We start from the raw sequence: 17,886 nt of genomic DNA, 5'->3' as shown, positions 1-17,886 counted from the left end.
AATATTAAACATGTTATTTGGTTATGTGCGGGTTGTGTTATGGATCAACTTGTTCGTTGACTGGCTAGTACCGAGGCTCTTCTATGCGCTATCGAAGGAACTACAAACGAACTACGCTAACGGCACTATAGAATGACTTGGAAGGAGACCGCCGCGCCGGTACTCACGCGGATGCCGACGGTCGCGCGTCCGGAGGGTCACGTCCCATTCCGACGCAAGCTGGGCTGGACCGCGGGCGTACTTGTGCTGTATTTTTTCCTTACGAACGTTTTCCTGTACGGTGCCGATCCAGGGACCGATGTGTTCGGGCAGTTCCGCTCGATCCTCGCGGGCCAACAAGGATCAGTGCTACACTTGGGCATTGGACCGATCGTCACCGCGAGCATTGTGTTGCAGCTGTTGGGTGGTGCAGATCTACTTGGGCTCGATACGTCGAACCCGCGCGATCAGGCGCTCTATCAGGGTCTCCAGAAGCTACTGGTAGTGGTGATGATCTGCTTGACTGGCCTGCCGATGGTGTTTGTCGGTGGGTTGCTCCCGGCTAACGAAGCAGTTGCCCAGCAGTTGGGCGTGGGGTTACTTGGTGTGAAGTGGATCATCTTCGCGCAGCTGTTCGTTGGCGGCATCCTCGTGCTGTTCATGGATGAGGTCATCAGTAAGTGGGGCGTCGGGAGTGGTATTGGCCTGTTCATCGTTGCGGGGGTCAGCCAGCAGCTCATCGGCGGATTCATCCAGTGGGGAGGACTCTCCGATGGTGGTCAACTTGGATTTTTCGTCGCGTGGGCACAAATCCTCACTGGACAGCTCTCGATTGGCCCACCGTTGTCTGCTAGTGGCCTCCAGGCCATCTTCCTCGGACAGGGCCAAATACTAGCGCTGCTGACGACGCTGTTGATCTTCGGAGTCGTTGTCTACGCGGAGAGCGTCCGCGTAGAGATTCCACTGAGCCACGCGAAGGTCAAGGGCGCACGCGGGCGCTTCCCGGTGAAGCTCATCTACGCGAGTGTTCTCCCAATGATTCTCGTACGGGCGCTGCAGGCCAACATCCAGTTCTTCGGCCGCATTCTTAACTCCCAACTGGGTGGCGGGATGCCTGCGTGGCTGGGCGTTTACAACAGGGGACAGCCAACGAGCGGGTTGTTTTACTATCTCGCGCCGATCAACTCGACCAATTGGCTGTCGGAGCTTTCGACCCAGCCTTTCGATGTCACGATTCGGATCGCGATTGACCTCACGTTCATGGTGATCGGTGGGGCGATCTTTGCGATGTTCTGGGTAGAAACCACGGGGATGGGTCCCAAAGAGACCGCCAAACAGATTCAGGATTCGGGGATGCAGATCCCTGGCTTCCGACGTAATCCGGGTGTGATGGAGAAGGTGCTCGAACGCTACATTCCACAGGTCACAGTGATCGGTGGCGCGCTCGTCGGCCTGCTAGCCGTCGGTGCGAATATGCTGGGAACCATCGGGCAGGTCTCGGGAACTGGGCTGTTGCTGACGGTTTCAATCACGTACAAGCTGTACGAAGAGATCGCCGAAGAGCAACTCATGGAAATGCATCCCATCATGCGAGACATGTTCGGCTGACGGGCTGATTCTCCATTCTAACAACGACAGAAGCCAGAAAGGGTAACTGTTTGTCCACGACCGAGTGTATTTTCTCGACGTTCACACGGTCGTACTTCCCGAGTAGGTGGTCGATGAACTCCGAGAGACAGCAGCGTATTCGGATGCTTCCAGATGGCAGCGCAAGCCGTACTCGACCGGCATTCTGCGTTCGATGTTCGGACGATGGATCTCGATGAGCGTTTTTTCTAGATGATGGCCAGAATGCGGTGATCACGCTCACAGACGATCTCGGGCCGCACACCATCTCTCGATGCAGACCAGCGATGCCCGTAGCTGGATGACCAATACGTATACCGCCGAGTGAAGGCCACGCTGTACGCTTCGACCGACCAGCAACGCGTGCGTCGACGCACAAATAGTACGTGAACTGTTGTCCCACCTGATTGATGTGCATTGCCCGAGACACCTACACCATGCAGGCATCGGATCTACTCGTCGAGTGTCTGAAAATCGAGGACGTCGAGCGCGTTTTTGGACTTCCGGGAGAGGAACTGGAGGATGTGTTGTTCTCGTTGTCGAATTCCTCGATTGAGTTCATTCCCGTTCGTCACGAGCAAGGTGCAGCGTTCATGGCCGATGTCCACGGCCGGCTCACCGGTGAGGCTGGCGTCTGTCTCTCCACGCTTGGACCCGGAGCGACGAACCTCCTCACGGGAGTCGCCGATGCACATCTCGATAAATCTCCTGTCGTGGCTATCACGGGTCAGGGGAATCTCGAACGGATGCATAAAGAGAGCCATCAATCGCTGGATATTGTCAGTATTTTCGAGCCGATTACCAAGTGGAACACACAGATTGACGATCCAGATACCATCAACGAAGCCGTCAGAAAGGCGTTTAAGCTCGCCGAATTCGAAAAGCCCGGCGCAACCCACATCGAGATTCCAGAGGATATTGCGGCGAGTGTGACGGGGACACAGCCGCTCGAATCACGGAAGAGAGTTCGTCGACCGAGTCCAGATGCAACGGCAGTCGAGATGGCTGGATCGATACTCTCTGATGCAGAAAAACCAGTGATTCTTGCAGGAAATGGGGCCGTCCGAACACGTTCTGCAGAACAGTTGCGGTCGTTCATCGGCGAGACAGAGATGCCAGTTATTGCAACGTACATGGGAAAGGGTGCAGTTTCCGATGCAGACGACCACTCGTTGATGACGCTCGATTCGGGTTCTCGCAATCAGACAAAGCGTGTGATCGAGAGTGCTGATACAGTGCTTGCAGTTGGCTATGACATCGCAGAGCACGATCCCGAGCGGTGGAATCCGGATCTAAACACGCGCATCGTACATCTCGACTTCGAACCTGCCGAAGTGTACGAACACTACAATCCGGAAGTCGAGATCGTCTGTGATATCTCGGCCGGGCTCCGGGCACTGAGTTCTGAAGCCATCGCCACCGCAGATACGAACTGGTACAACAAGCTCCGAGAATCAATCATCGAGGAAGTGACGCAACGACCTGAGGAGGATGATCCGGTAACCGTCCGGAATACGCTCCCGTATCTCAGGGACGTGATGGACGACACGGACGTACTCATCTCCGATGTCGGCAGCCACAAGATGGCCATTGCACAGAGCTACCCTACGTACGAACCGAACACCTGCCTTATCTCGAACGGATTAGCGAGCATGGGAATCGCTGTCCCTGGTGCAATCGCTGCCGACCTTGCTGTTGATGAGCAGATTGTCGCTGTGACCGGCGATGGTGGATTCATGATGAACAGCGCGGAACTCGAAACAGCGACTCGGCTGGATCTTGGATTCACCGTGATCATCTTTAATGACAATGATTATGGGCTCATTTCGGAGAAACAGCGAGATCACACTGGTGAGTCGTTTGGAACGCGTTTGACGAATCCCGATTTCGTCGCGTATGCCGAGAGCTTTGGTATCGATGCCTATCGACCTGATTCGTGGACAGAGATTCACGATGTTCTCCAAGCCACTATCCCGAGCGATGAACTGAGTCTCGTAGAAATTCGAATCGAGTAGGTGTCGATCGATTCGAGACAGAGTGCTATCAGTGAGAGATTTCAAGTGAGGTTAGGTCAGTTATCGCATTCACCAAATCAATCAGACGAATGCTGGAAGCAACGGCAGGCTGACCGTTCCACAAAGTGTGAATGAAGCACGTGAGGAGACGCTAATTACTTGGCTACTTGATCGTGTGGTCGTCCCACTTGCTACCGTTGGTAGCTGTCGTGTCCTCGTGTGATGACTGTTCGGGGTTCTGAGACTGTGACTCAGATGTTGGGTCCGGTGTGTCGCCATCGGACATCTCATCTCGGTCGTGGCCGTTATTCCCGCGCCTGCTATCGTGTCCGTATCCGTTTTCACTCTCGTCTGCAGTCTTGATTTCGTCAGGGCGGGCCGATATTCCGTCCCAATTGTCCACGATATACTGATGGAAATCACCGTGCTTTCGGCCCGCGTAGTTCCAAACAAGATCTTCGAATGGGCTGGCCTCGATTCGGCTCTCCCACCATCCTTCTCGATCTTGGAAGTGGATAAGACACTCAGAATACTGACTTTCTGAGCTTCCTGTGACGGCTGTATTCCGGACGAAGTCGGCTTGATTGTGGTTTTGCCCCAGCCCATCCATGAGCAGTTCTGGTTCGATTCGTGGCGTCCGGAACGTCTGAATCGTCGAGCACTGATCGAGGATGGTCCGACGTTGGTTCTCCTGTCCTTCCCCAATTGATTGAGCGCGTTCGATGAACTCCCGCGGTGATTGCGTGACGAACCACAGCGCTGCATCGTACCGTGCCCAACTCCGTGCAGCGTCTTGGAGATACTCGATCATCTCCTCGCTGTGGAGAAGGAAGTGCGCCTCGTCGATGAGGAAAATGATCTCGCCTCGAGTGCGCTTCACTTTCTGGTAGACCTGTCCGAAGATCAGGTGCAACATGACCGACTTTTCCGCTTCGGACGCCTCATTGAACTGACTGAGATCGATGTATGCCATGTCGATCTCACGGTCAAGGAGACTGGCGTCCGTCTCACCGACCATGTGGTGATACTTCCGTCCCTCTTTGAATCCGCTGAGCTTATCGAGAAGGTTAGAGACAACACGAACCCGCTGCTCGGCCTCACGCTCGTGACCGGTAAACGTAAACTCTTCGGGATTGGTCAGCATGTCCTCCAGCACAGTAACGAAGTCGGAGATTGTTGGGCTTTCTTTGTTGTGCGTCTCTGGGTCGCGCGTGATTCCAATGGATTCGTACGTTTCTTGCACAGCGTCTTCGATAGTGGAAATATACCGGGACGGATCAATTCCCTGTGCGCGTAGAATTCCTGCGAAGAAACTCGTCACTTCGTCGATTTTCATCTGGAAATGATTCGACGCTCCGATATTCGATTCACGAATCCTCCTCGGTGGCCGCTGAATGTCGAATGGGTTGATCGTCTGCTTGCCGTCAACGACGACGTGTTTTCCACCACAGAGTTGCGTGAGTCCTTCGAAGCCTTGTTCGGTATCGCAGACGATGAGCGTTCGGGTCGGATCTGCACAGAACCACTCTGCGAGCGCGGTCTCGACGGAATACGTCTTTCCAGACCGAGTCTGCCCTAACGTGAGGAGATGCGGTGCACCACGCTCGAACGGATCTGCAAAAATCGCCGATCCGTTCTGTTTGTTTCGTCCGAATCGGAGTCCACCTGGCTCTTGCATGACACCCCCACACCACGGGAACATCGCACCGATCGAACCACCGAGCATCCGTGTTCGTTTTGGCTTATCTCCCATCTCGTGGTAGAGGTCGGTCCCCGTCGGAGAACTGGATTCGAACATATCGAGTGCTGAGGCGTTCGTACTCGCTTGACGGGGACCAAGTCCTGCTGGAGCACTCGTCATCACTTCGAGGACGTCCTGACACGCAGCTTCGAGTGCTCGGATCTTCGCTAGATAGAGGTCATCACCTCCGCGCCCTGTCTGCTGAGCGTACTCATAGGCCTCAGTTGGTCCAACGCGAACCGTGACGTACATACTCACTTTCCACGGTTGTGCAGTCGTGTTTCGGAGGAGGAGGTACATCTTCCTCACCGCATCCTTGTCGTTTTGGATCTGGATCTTGCTCGCATCCATGTTCCGATTTCGCTCCATCTCCTCCGATTCGACGTCTGCATACGTCTTCTCGAGTTCATCGATCGCCGCCTGTTTGTGCTCAGGCTCGACGTGGATGCGAACGTCGATATTTGCCTTCCGCATAGTGAAGAGGTCGGCGAGAAAGAACGGTGGCGGCTCAACCGGCCAGTCCATGACACAGAACGTTTTGCAGAGTTCGTCCCCGACTTCAATGCGTCCATCTTTCGCATCGAACTTACTCGGAGTGAGCATCCGCTCGGTCGGCGTTTCACCGACGTTCACACGGTTGTCGTCGTCAGCCATCGCCTTCTTGACTTCTGTGCTGAGCGACGTTGCGGGTTCTCCAGACCAGTACTGCAAGAGCACACTTGAGTGATCGAGAACTCCTGCGCGTTCGGTGTCGAGCCCCTCGACGGAGGCGAGCGCTCCCTCGACGGTGCTCATCTGCTGATCGAGCTCTGCGCGTAGCTCCGTTTCTCGGTCTTGCGTTTCGGTTTCTTCATCTCCCACCATCGGGAGGAGACGTGACCGCCACGAACGATTTGATCTCTTCGTCGATTGAGTAGTGTTTGACCCGCTCGGAGAGACATCAACAACAACGTAGTATCCCCACTTGTTCGCATCCCACTTTGGAGCTTCCGCTTCGACGAACCAGTTGGCAACATCGACGAGCAGTTCCCGAACGTACTGTGCCGCCCGATCAGTTCGTGCAAGGGGTTTGTCCTTCCATTTGTCGGTTCCGTTCGCGCGATCAGTGTAGTGCCTGACTAGCTCCTCCGTTTCGAAATCACTTGATGTGCCGTAGATGGAAAACGACACATCCTTTATTTGTTCGTCGATGCCGCTTGTCAGTGCACCTACGTAGGACTGTGATTCATCATCGGTTATTCGGCAGGCATTTACTCCTGTTACTCGGATAAGACCGACACGACGTCCATCTTTCATCTTCGCTGTTCCGTCTGGATAGAATCGCTCGACACCGTGTATCTGCCGACCAAGCGCTTCGTGGTACTCGTACGGGAATTTCTGCTGGAGGCGACGTGACTCAATAAACTGTTCAAGACGTTCGCGGGATGAGAGATAGTATGGATTGGTGTATGTGAGATACAGCACAATTGGCAATCCAATGAGACCAACTAGAAACGCAACAAAAGCAAGTGCAGTGGCCTCAACCGACCACGCGAGAAGAGCAACAACCAGCGCGGCGAACGGGACGGCAAACGTGTGAACGTTATCAAAGGTGATGACACCTTTAATCGTCACGTCGGTATCGACGTACGGTAATACTAGGCTCGTTCTCGTGGATGTGGTCTCTGTATTCGATGGATCCGTGCTCATAGTCTATCGATGATATGTGAATGCATCACTGATTTGTTGCGTTGCGGTTCGATAATACATGGCATTCTTTGATTGCCTCTTGATATATCATAGTACTCATGTCTAATATTCGATTGCTGACTCGCCACTGAAAGCACATTATTTACCATCGTTATCACCGCCGCTGCTCTGGTCTCTGCCACCGCTACCACTGTTTGGTCCGCTACTAGAACCTCCTGTGTACGTGCTCGGTCCTCTGTTGAACGAATTGGGATTTGGATTTTCGCTACTCGGTCCGGTGGTTGACTGGTACCCATTCGGTTTCTTCCCGGCTGCCCAGGAAGATGTTGGTTGGTCGGGATTTTCGCTTTTCGGTCCGACGTGTTCGTCACTGACTTGCTGTGTATGTGTGACGTTTACATTAACGTCTTCGTGCTCGTGGATGACTTTCTGTTTGCGGTTCATGTTCTCCATCAGCATTGCTGATCCAGGAACGAGCTTCGTTACGGTGGCATACGGCAACGCGATCAGTGCGATTGTGAGTCCGCCGGTCGTCGCCACCAATTTGAATATCGCTCCTGCGCCGCCGCCGTACGGGATTTCGAAAAGAAATCGGAGAATTCCGGCCTGAACGAACTTCATGAGGATGAGCAGTGGGAACAGTGCAATGCCCATGTGACCGAATCCTTTCATCGTGGATTGCGGCTGCACTCGAAAGGCCCAGAAGATCGGCCAGAATGCAACAACGAGATAGACCAGAATATGGATTAACATCGTACAAATTATTCCTATTGCGACGAGCGATCCCTTTGACATGAGGAGGATAAATCCGAATATAATCCCTACCCCGAGTTCCTTAAGACCCGCTAACGATGCTATGAAATCGAGTCCTTTCGGTGCAACAGCTAGCGTTAACGAATTGCCGAGATGAAGACAAAACGCGATCACTGGGATGCCCAGTAAGATGAAAAAGGCGGCCTTACTGAGTTCAATGAAGTATGCGTGTCGTTCCTGTCGATCGACTTTATCTGTTGCCACCATGAACGAGGGCGTCAGCAGTGCGATCGCTATCGCCGACATGATACCGTAGACCCCATACACTGCTGTCCACCAGCCTCCCGCATTCATCCACGATGATATATCTGTCGCCTCTCCTGGTGCTGGGAGACCAAGAATGTACTCGTGAAATGTGTTGATCAACGATGCAATTCCCGCACTCGTTTTATCGACGATGAACTGAATTGATTCAGCAACTGCTTCGCCGATCGGGACCTCCATGGGGCCAACTCTTATAGTATATTCTTTGGCACTTTTATTCTCAGAACTATTATCCTCATTCACTTGGGCGTTTGTCTGACCACTAGGTCCATTTATCGATGATTGTGTGTTCTGAGATGATTGAGATCCCTTTGATTTCAGAAGATCATTTGCTTCTTTTTTGTTGAGGGAATGAATTCCGACACCAACCCCGCTTTCATTCGATGCATTAGATGTATTGGCTGAGGTTTGGTTTTGATTTGTCGTGTTTGATGAATTTGGTGTATTAGCCGATGATTGGTTTTGATTTGTCGTATTCGACGTATTCGATGTATTCGATGTGTTGGATGATGGTTGGTTCTGTGCTGTTTGGATCGGAGATTTGGTAGCAACTTGGATCGCCTCCCCGCCACTGTCTCCCACGCTCTGAGCTGCTAACGCTGGACTCACAAGTCCACTACACAGGCACAACACACACACCAATACGATCACATGGCGGTTACGAGCACGAGTCACAGCGGACCTCCTTTCTACGGGAACAAACACGATGCGACGTTGATCCCTGCTGTATTCAAGAAGACGGGAACTAGAACTGGGAGAAGAGCCGCAAGAAGTGAATAAACTCCACCTTTTGCTTCTTGCTTACCTTGTTGCTGGGCACTCGAATCCGTGCTCCCTGCCTTATCGAGCCCAGTCATCATCCGGAGGAGGAACTTCAAAATGAAGTACATCGATATCATACCCAACCCGACAGTTATTATTTGTGCGATATTGAATCCCGTGCTTCCGTTGCACAAGACTTGTTCTGCTTCGGAGACGCCAACCTGAGCAGCAACAGGTTGTGCCCAAAGTGGAGTGGTGAAAAGAGCTGTCACGAACATGGCCATGTACAAATCATGACGGCCTGGTTGGGTGATGATCCATCTGAGTTCGTGCCAACACCGCTTGGCAGCTGTTTTGGATGCTTCGACTCCCCGATTGAGAGATGTCTTTTTGATCATAGTCTACGTTAATATTAGCAAGTGGGTATAAAAAAGTACCGCCTTGTCCCCCCAAAGATTATTTACTGTTCAGCCCTGAACATCCATAACCTGAATGATGCTAATAGAAGAAATAACAGATGTGGATAATTTATTGAGGGATGTCATGTGTGGGTTCTTTGTCGCAAATAGTCGTTCGCAGATTGCGCGGACGCCGGTGGTGCGAATACGAGATACGTCCGATTGCATTGAATGGGCGTTATCTGGAAGGTGAGACGAGATGGGCACAGACGACAGTCTGACACCGGGGGAAGAAAATCCTATCGATACTGATACCGTTTCTCACTTAGTACGGGTTGAAACAAACCTCAGTTCTGTTCGTTATTCTAACCAGTGTGATGTCTGAATTGCACACTTCCGACCGAGCGTCTAGACGACGCCTTCTTCAGGGCGTTGTGGCGACCGCTGGCGTGGTGAGTTTCTCTTCGCTGGGCGGTTGTCTAGAAAAATTATATCCTGCGAAATACAACACAGAGGATTTGAAATATCCTCCCATGCAGTTTGCCACTCAGCAACACCGTATCACGAAAGAGATGGCAACATACGTCGTGAGTAACCGATCTGCACTCATTGAGGCCGTCAAGCATCCCGAAGCTGTGGTCTGGATTCCTAATGATGTCACAATTGATATGACGGGTGCGATCGGTGTTCCTATCGCACCCAATGTAACGATTGCTAGTGGGCGTCTCTTGAACGACGACACAGGGGGAACAATCAAAACCGACGGCTATGATAAGGGTATCTTCATCAATCCTTCGGGTGGATGTCGTATCACAGGAATCAGCCTGCAAGGACCACGATTGGACTATTTCGACCCAGCTTCTGATAGAGAGAGCTTGGAAGATTATTCAGCGCTGGGGTTCAAGCTTCAAGGACATACTGCTATCCTCGATAACTGTGAGGTTGCTGGTTGGACATTCGCAGGAGTGGCCCTCGGATCAAAGACGCGAGCAACACAAGGATGGATCCACCACAACTTCATGCACAGTAATCAGATGAATCATCTCGGATATCCGATGGAGCTCTATAATGGACGGCATCTGATCGAATGGAACTATTTCGATCGAAATCGCCATTCTATCGCAGGTTTTGGCTATCCAACAAATGGCTACGAAGCTCGCTTCAACGTTGTAGGCCCACATTCGGTCCAGCACGCCTTCGATATGCATTATTTGGGAGAAAACCTCGACTATCTTGGACAATCGACTCAGGGAATGGTCGCTGGATCGTTTGTTAACGTCCATCACAACGTCTTCGAACTCACATCGAACTCTGCGTTCTCAATTCAAGGATATCCTCAACAACACGCGCGATTCTGTAATAACTGGTGTGCCGAACAAAAAGGAGGTGCTAAATCTGGAGATCCAGAGGGTGTTGTTTTCTCTCTCAGTGATGCCGACGTGCGCGTGAAAGATAACAAGTACGGACCACAGGCGGTCAAGCCCGGACGGCAGTGGCTACAAAAACTACGGAACAAGATGATGAACCGTTCCGACACTTCGTCCGTCTCACCACCAAAGGCAACTCTGTCACCGATGAATCTCAATCAGATTTTAAACGTAGCTAATACAACCAACTCGACAGACAACAAGACTGATGATTTGACTAAACCATCGACCATTCCTGCGTCCGCTGACCAATAAGGGATCAAATACGAACAAATCCACAACTACAATTACTACGCTACCCACAATTCTGATCGAAATCATATGTCGTCCACAGACAAGCCCCGATCGAATCGGATCATCCCCCTTGCTTTACTCACCCTTGCTGTGCTTGGGCTTTCGGTCGTAGCTGCCGGCAGCGCAGTACCCCCTGCAAATCAAGCAAACACGTCGTCAGCACAATCAGAAAAAACACACACCCTCGTCATCAAGAAGACGACGGGGAAACCCGTCAGATACGCCGTCACCGCTTCAAAAGGCATCACGGGTGAGACTGCCGAAAGCGATACTATCCAAGGGACAAGCCTCTCTGGTCGTGTTGGCCCCTATCCATGGCAGAATAAGAGTAATGATACCAAGGATGTCATCAATTACATCGGTTATATACAGTCATTTCAGATTCAAGGTGGCGATGCTCAGGTGCTCCTCAACGGTCAACGAGTACAGCCGTCTGTGCTTGACGACAACTACATTGAGATACGGAATCCGAATGCTAACGGGACAAACAAACAGCCTGTCCAATACCAAATAACAGTGACAGGCGACGCTATTGGGGGCGAAAAAGCGGAGAAAAAAGATACGACGAACGCCACAAAGAAAAACGCGAAGACGAATAGCACAACAATTCGAGGACAACTCACCGATCGTGCGGATTCGTTTTACTTTGGTGGTAATATTACTTCGTCATCGTTTGATGGGCAGGCACACGTTTTCATAAACGGTCAGCGTGCCTCAGTTTCCAAACCAACAGCTACGCCGACTGCGACATCAACCCCGTCGCCGACCGTAACGGAGAACAAGCCACCGGCCACTTCGACGACAGTGTCGGAACGGAGAACTGATTCTCGAGTGACGACCACGACGAGCGAAAATGCCACATCGACAACCACTACCAACTCATCAAACAGCGAACTGTTCATCAGTGTTGTAGGGGGGATTTTCCTTCTGATGGTAGTGGCGTTTTCTACACTCTGGATTTTCAGTCCACGAGAGCGACGGTGGTAATCACTTCCATATTTTGACCCTCGTCCTCCTTGAATCACGACTGGACACGAAAATTCTGTATCCGTTGTTTTGAGCCGCTCCTTCAGTGTGATTGTTGCTTTCAGCTTGTGGAGGGTGGCGAGCGATCAGTACGCGGTGGATTGTGATGGTTCGATTGGAATCCATCCAGAACTGTGATCAAATCCACAGAGGTGCCAGTGCTGTTCTGGGAGATGACCTTCTCGGTCTCGAAGGTGAACGTGGATATCGACGGTGTTCGCAAGTGAGTTCGTTACCGTACTATCTGAAGGCAGTGGTAAGTGACAGTGTCCCAACCCACAGTACGATCTGACTTGTTGGCTAAACTGGTCGAAGAATTCCACTGTCTCTTTCTGGCCATACTGTGCGACGATATCCGATAGGCTGAGAATTCCGACTCGAAATACACCCGGAGGCCTGACCGATGAGGATTCTGTCTCTGCAAGTACTTCGTTAAGATGCCGTGAATACGCAGCGAGTTCAGGAGGGCCACTATCTGAAAGACGGCTATCTTGTAATCTAACGCTTCTTCGAGGAAATTTTCCCCATCCACACAGGTGGACATCCGTACAGTCTGGATTAATCCCGTCTGGGAGGTACGACGTTGGTTGGAGGGGGACGTCGTCGGTTACAACGACGACACGTTGGCGGGGAAGCTGGGGTGTGCCAAATAACCGGCGGGAGGTAGCGGCCCGAACGGTTTCATCGACAGTGCCGGTGACGAGCACCATACATCCAGCGTGCTTGAGCTCATCTAAGGCAGCGGTAAAGCGCTGCAAATCGCTGGAGGATGGGTCTCGTTCACTATCATGGGCCGAATCAACCATAATATTTTAATAGATTGTGGCCGTATTAAATATGTCGGTGGAACTGTGGTTGATGATTTTCGAACTCTACTATACCTGATAGAGTAAGCCTCAGAAAAAACCACCCGATATCGAGAATAAAATAGAACGATTCAATCATTTCTTCGCAGTACTCTTGGATACGGTTATCATTAGATCCTGAACGATACTGCCTCTCTACAAACAATAGTAAAACTATTTTCGACGTTGGATTTGTCGACTGATACAAAACTCAGAGTTTCGATGTATCACTATGATTCCTGCTGCAACACGGTTAAGAGTGAATGAATACGATGCCATTCGTTGTACTGCCTCATAGCTATTCTGAGATGGTGTAGGAATGATGGTGGTTTTGATTGAGAAAGTAACTGGTGCTCATCTACCAATCGAATATCGCATACTATGTGTCAATAAGTGACTTTGAGTTGAGTAGGTAATAATTTCTAACTCTGGATATTCGTGAGGGATTTTATTTGGAAATACCCTAGCATAGTATAGATATTGACATATTAAAAAAATGTCTTCTACGGAGTTCATTCGACCTCTGTACTGGTAATTACGGAACATTTGAGATCTGTAATATTCTAATTACAGACGGATCCAATGGTCAGTGATCTGACTTCATTTGTTTGAGGTCCGAGGATGGAGGTTTCATTTCAATATTGAATTTGTGTGGTGATAGTTGACATACTGGATGATTGGCATTCGTAACTAGACGTTAGTTGGTAATATGGGAACCTACGGATTAGTGAAGATCAACAATCGTCTCTAACCACTAGATATGTTGGAGTGTATGTGACAAAATAAAATGCAATAAACTCTGATTAATAGATCAAGCTATACACTTTCGTATCATTCGGAGATCGATATACCTTCAGGAACCTCACAAACCAGTGTCTCATTGAATCACTCGTTATCTACACAGGACTCAAATAAGTAGATGAAAAACATACTGCTGTCGGATCATGTATTATAACGATTCTCTAGAGAAACGTGTCTATGAAAAAATCGCTGTATGGATGGATTTGATCGCTTTCTCAATTACTAGCCTGTCTTAATCCCCCTCAGCAGGTAATGGTGGACATTACATCATTACTGTTGTAATCTGTAATTACTCATTGGAAGAGAAACACCCTCATTGCCGACTAGAAAAATCATTAAAAATCAGTAAAAATAATATCATAACATATTTTAACAGAGAGAAGTAATGACTCATTTGTTGATCAGGCAAAGCTGAAGAATGGCGTTTATCTATGTAGTTATCAATCCTAGCGTGTTTTGAAGTGGAAAATATTATACGATAAAATCAACTCGATATAGCTGCTATTGTTGATTGTCTTATAATTCGATTGTAGCATAGATCGGGTTTAATCCATATTTCAGACGGTGGTACGTCACTCGTATAGTGTTATAGTTCACAATAGCTACACTTCTGGATACCCGATCATAGCTGCATTTAGTCTGTCAGAATATTTTTTGTTAAGTTTCTGTTATGCTGCTGGAGTTGTGGGAAAATCATTTTGAATATTTTCAGCTAAGATACTACTTCTTTCAGTCAACTATTCAACATTTGTGAAATATAGTATGTAAGCAAAATGAAACGGTAGCGTATTACGTTCTAGTAACATACGGTTGGTTGATAACATCTTTTTTACCGTTGCCGATTGATGCTGGCACTGTACACCAAATGAACAATGATCCTGTGTTGACAGAAGATGTAGCACCGACTCGACGAACCGTTCTGCAGTTATTAGGGGTCACTGCAGGACTTACAACCATTGGAACGTCGGACGCATTCGCCGCGAGTACGAATAAATCAGATATGAATGACAAATACGCACTTCCAGAGCTACCATATGCATACGATGCGCTTGAACCACACATCGATGAGAAGATCATGCGGCTCCACCACGACGAACATCATCAGGGCTATGTCGATGGAGCAAACTCGGCTTTGAGTCAGCTTGTGGAGATGCGAAAAGAGGGAACGTTCGACCAGATCAAGCCTGTGAAACGAGATCTCTCGTTCAACCTTTCGGGTCATATTCTCCATTCGATCTTTTGGGAATCTCTGTCGCCGACAGGTGGCGGTACGCCGTCCGGTGCATTCGCTGAGGCGCTCGCTCACGACTTCGGCTCCGTGGATAGTGCAATCGGAGAATTTTCCGCAGCTGCAAAAAATGTGGAAGACTCTGGTTGGGGAATGCTCGTGTATGACCACCTAGCCGACCAGTTGCTCGTAACGCAAGCCGAGGACCACAACGATCTTGCTGTCCAAGGTGCGACACCGTTGCTCGTTCTTGATGTGTGGGAACACGCCTACTATCTCCAATACACGAACAACCGTGGTGACTACGTCGATGCGTTCTGGAACGTCGTTGACTGGGACGCTGTTGCGTCCCGATACGAAGCTATAACATCGTGTGAAATTTTCGATCAATACGATTGCTGATCTTCATCCACGAAGATTCCGATTAGGACGAACCGAGAAATCACTCAAGTGGAGTCTGATTCACGGACGAGTTCGTCCACCGCTTTGGCAAGCGCTACTGCGAACGCGTCGTCGTTGATGTCGGTTTCCATTTCGACAAGTTCGATATCATCGTTGCGGGTTTCTCTGATTGCCTCGAACAGCGCTTCGTCGGCAGCAGGATCGTTGAACTCCCCTCCCTCGATATCGAGTATTGAGATACCATTCAAGGGGAGATATACTGCGGTAGGCCCTGTTGCTTCATTGAGTTTCTCCGCGATGATCGTCCCGATTGCAGCGGTTTCTTCGGGCGTTGTCCGCATCAGCGTCACCTGCGGATTGTGTTGATAGAACGTCCGATCCGAAAATTCGTCGGGAACGGACTCGGGCGGTCCGAAGTTCACCATATCGAGTGCACCGGTTGAGACTACGTGAGGGATTCCAACTTCACCGGGAGCGCTCAATCGGTCCGGTCCGGCGTTGAGTATGCCGCCGACGTGTTGGTCAGCCCATTCGGTCGTCGTCACATCGAGTACGCCATCGATGACACCCTCTCGGACCAATTCCTCCATGGCCTGTCCTCCGGTACCGGTTGCGTGGAAGACGATGGTCTCATAGCCGTGATCTTCGAGATATTCGCGTGCTCTTCGAACGCAAGGTGTCGTGACACCGAACATCGTAATGGCAATGGTCGGTTTTTTGTCAATCTCCATATCGACATCCGTCTCAACCATACCGACCATTGCTAGCGCTGCATTCGCGATGATGCGTCGTGAGAGCCGATTGAGCCCTTCGATATCTGCGACCGAGTACATCATCGTGATATCTTTAACACCAACATAGGGTTCGACATCACCCGACGCCATCGTCGAAACCACCAGCTTTGGGATGCCAACAGGAAGCGCTCTCATCGCAGTCGTGGCGATAGAGGTGTTTCCCGATCCACCGAGCCCGAGAACACCCGACAGGACACCTTCTTTGTGAAGTTGCTGTGCGATCTCAGCAGCTCCACGCCCCATTACATCTACCGCGTCACCACGAGCGCCGTCTTCGCGAAGGGACTCAATGCTTGTACCGCCAGCTTCGGCAACTTCGTCGGCAGTGGTATCTGGAGCGAATTCAGGTTCACCCAACACACCTGCATCGATGATGTGAACTTCACCATCTTGTGCTTCGATCACATCACGGGCGAATCCGATCTCTTCACTTTTCGTATCGAGTGTACCGATAATGACGATGCTCATTTCTCATCACTCGTCGTGTTCTCCGCTGTCGGTATCTCTCCGGGAGGAATGATTTCGCATTCGGGCAGATCCTGCAGGACTGCTTCGGGACCAGGAGGTGCATAGACGGCTAAGAGGATAAGCGGCTCCCAGCCAGTATTGAGCGTCCCGTGTTCGACACCTTCCGGAATGAACACCATCTCTCCCGTCTCGATATCGCGGGTCGTATCCGCAACTTCCTGTTCGCCCTCGCCACGGATGACATAGAGTATCTCATCACTGTCCGGGTGGGTGTGTCGTTCGTGACCTTTGCCAGGTTCGAGTTTAACGATACCGGCGCTAAGTCGCTCACTCCCTGTGATTTCGGGCGTATTCATCCACTTGAGAACACCCCAATCGAACAGCTGGCTTTCGACATCGTCTGGCTCGATGAAATTTTCAACCATGTCAGATATCGATGTGTTTGAAATCGCGGGCTTGATTTTCGATCGCCTCCTCGGTCGGGAGTCGCTCGATGCTGGAGGCACCGAAGAATCCGACGACACCCTCTGTGTTATTGAGGACAAACTCGGCGTCGTCCGGCCACGCGATCGGACCACCGTGACAGATCACTTTGACATCTTCGTTGATCTCTTTGGCAGCATTATGATGTGATTGGACGCGTTCTGCAGCCGTTTCGAGGGTTAGAGCCGTCTCAGCACCAATGTCACCCGACGTCGTTAATCCCATATGTGAGACGATGAGGTCGGCTCCCGCCTCGGCCATATCGCGGGCGTGTTCCTCGGTGAACACGTATGGACACGTGAGCATTCCTTGATCTGCAGCCTCTCGAATCATCTCGATCTCCTTGGCGTAGCCCATCCCGGTCTCTTCGAGGTTTTGACGGAACTGACTCTCTTCGTCGATCAACCCTACTGTGGGAAAGTTTTGCACACCCGAGAATCCCCGACGTTTGAGATCTTCGATGAACACGCTCATCTCTCGAAACGGGTCCGTCCCATTGACGCCAGCCAGAACAGGAGTGTCCTCGACGACAGGAAGCACCTCGTGACCCATCTCAAGGACAATTTTGTTGGCGTCGCCATATGGGAGGAGACCGGCCAGCGACCCACGCCCGTCCATCCGGTAGCGACCTGAATTGTAAATGATCAACAGATCGATCCCCCCACGCTCGGCGAACTTCGCCGAGATTCCGGTGCCTGCACCGGCACCGATGATTGGCTGTCCTTGTTCAACTGTCTCCGTGAGTCGTGCCAGTGACTCCTCGCGGCTGTAGTGCATTGGTACGCCTAACCAACAACTGCCAGTAGCTTAGTATTTTCCAGCGTTCACGGA

The 17,886-nt window shown here is 50.8% G+C and carries 12 protein-coding genes; 5 read left to right on the top strand and 7 right to left on the bottom strand.

The window, feature by feature from the left end:
* Positions 1-132 precede the first annotated feature (132 nt).
* A complete protein-coding gene (secY, locus tag MW898_RS09235; protein ID WP_248906517.1) occupies positions 133-1,587 on the top strand; it encodes a preprotein translocase subunit SecY in 1,455 nt (484 codons plus the stop codon).
* A 455-nt stretch (positions 1,588-2,042) separates the two neighbouring features.
* The gene (locus tag MW898_RS09230) at positions 2,043-3,620 is read left to right on the top strand and encodes an acetolactate synthase large subunit (RefSeq protein WP_248906515.1); all 1,578 of its coding nucleotides are present in this window, start codon (positions 2,043-2,045) and stop codon (positions 3,618-3,620) included.
* 163 nt (positions 3,621-3,783) lie between these two features.
* On the opposite strand, the gene MW898_RS09225 is transcribed toward MW898_RS09230, so the two are convergent.
* The 3 genes from MW898_RS09225 to MW898_RS09215 form a co-directional block, all read right to left on the bottom strand.
* Positions 3,784-7,050 (bottom strand): VirB4 family type IV secretion system protein, encoded by a 3,267-nt coding sequence (locus tag MW898_RS09225; protein WP_248906513.1) that lies wholly within the window; start codon positions 7,048-7,050, stop codon positions 3,784-3,786.
* Between the two features lie 138 nt (positions 7,051-7,188).
* Positions 7,189-8,307, bottom strand: coding sequence for a TrbL/VirB6 family protein (locus MW898_RS09220; protein WP_248906511.1), 1,119 nt, complete (start codon positions 8,305-8,307; stop codon positions 7,189-7,191).
* Between the two features lie 509 nt (positions 8,308-8,816).
* Positions 8,817-9,287, bottom strand: a complete 471-nt coding sequence (locus MW898_RS09215; protein WP_248906509.1) for a hypothetical protein — start codon at positions 9,285-9,287, stop codon at positions 8,817-8,819.
* 533 nt (positions 9,288-9,820) lie between these two features.
* Between MW898_RS09215 and MW898_RS09210 the strand changes: the two genes are divergently transcribed.
* Positions 9,821-10,969 (top strand): hypothetical protein, encoded by a 1,149-nt coding sequence (locus MW898_RS09210; RefSeq protein ID WP_248906507.1) that lies wholly within the window; start codon positions 9,821-9,823, stop codon positions 10,967-10,969.
* 66 nt (positions 10,970-11,035) lie between these two features.
* On the top strand, positions 11,036-11,995 hold the full coding sequence (locus MW898_RS09205; RefSeq protein ID WP_248906504.1) for a hypothetical protein: 960 nt from the start codon (positions 11,036-11,038) through the stop codon (positions 11,993-11,995).
* 125 nt (positions 11,996-12,120) lie between these two features.
* Here the strand turns inward: MW898_RS09205 and MW898_RS09200 are convergent, their stop codons facing one another.
* Complete coding sequence (locus tag MW898_RS09200) at positions 12,121-12,840, bottom strand: DUF7504 family protein (RefSeq protein ID WP_248906502.1); 720 nt, start codon at positions 12,838-12,840, stop codon at positions 12,121-12,123.
* Between the two features lie 1,705 nt (positions 12,841-14,545).
* Between MW898_RS09200 and MW898_RS09195 the strand changes: the two genes are divergently transcribed.
* The gene (locus MW898_RS09195) at positions 14,546-15,310 is read left to right on the top strand and encodes a superoxide dismutase (RefSeq protein ID WP_368409070.1); all 765 of its coding nucleotides are present in this window, start codon (positions 14,546-14,548) and stop codon (positions 15,308-15,310) included.
* Between the two features lie 44 nt (positions 15,311-15,354).
* Here the strand turns inward: MW898_RS09195 and MW898_RS09190 are convergent, their stop codons facing one another.
* From MW898_RS09190 to MW898_RS09180, 3 genes are read right to left on the bottom strand one after another with little or no spacing between them, the layout of a single operon-like run.
* Positions 15,355-16,572, bottom strand: coding sequence for a Tm-1-like ATP-binding domain-containing protein (locus tag MW898_RS09190; RefSeq protein WP_248906501.1), 1,218 nt, complete (start codon positions 16,570-16,572; stop codon positions 15,355-15,357).
* The gene (locus MW898_RS09185) at positions 16,569-16,997 is read right to left on the bottom strand and encodes a cupin domain-containing protein (RefSeq protein WP_248906499.1); all 429 of its coding nucleotides are present in this window, start codon (positions 16,995-16,997) and stop codon (positions 16,569-16,571) included. Before MW898_RS09185 ends, MW898_RS09190 begins: the two co-directional genes overlap by 4 nt.
* 1 nt (position 16,998) lies before the next feature.
* Positions 16,999-17,832 (bottom strand): phosphoenolpyruvate hydrolase family protein, encoded by an 834-nt coding sequence (locus MW898_RS09180; protein ID WP_248906497.1) that lies wholly within the window; start codon positions 17,830-17,832, stop codon positions 16,999-17,001.
* Positions 17,833-17,886 lie beyond the last annotated feature (54 nt).

Source organism: Halocatena marina (genome assembly GCF_023276375.1).
GTDB classification, from domain to species: domain Archaea; phylum Halobacteriota; class Halobacteria; order Halobacteriales; family Haloarculaceae; genus Halocatena; species Halocatena marina.
The sequence above is the reverse complement of the archived record's forward strand: the minus strand, read 5'-3'. Positions and strand labels throughout refer to the sequence as shown.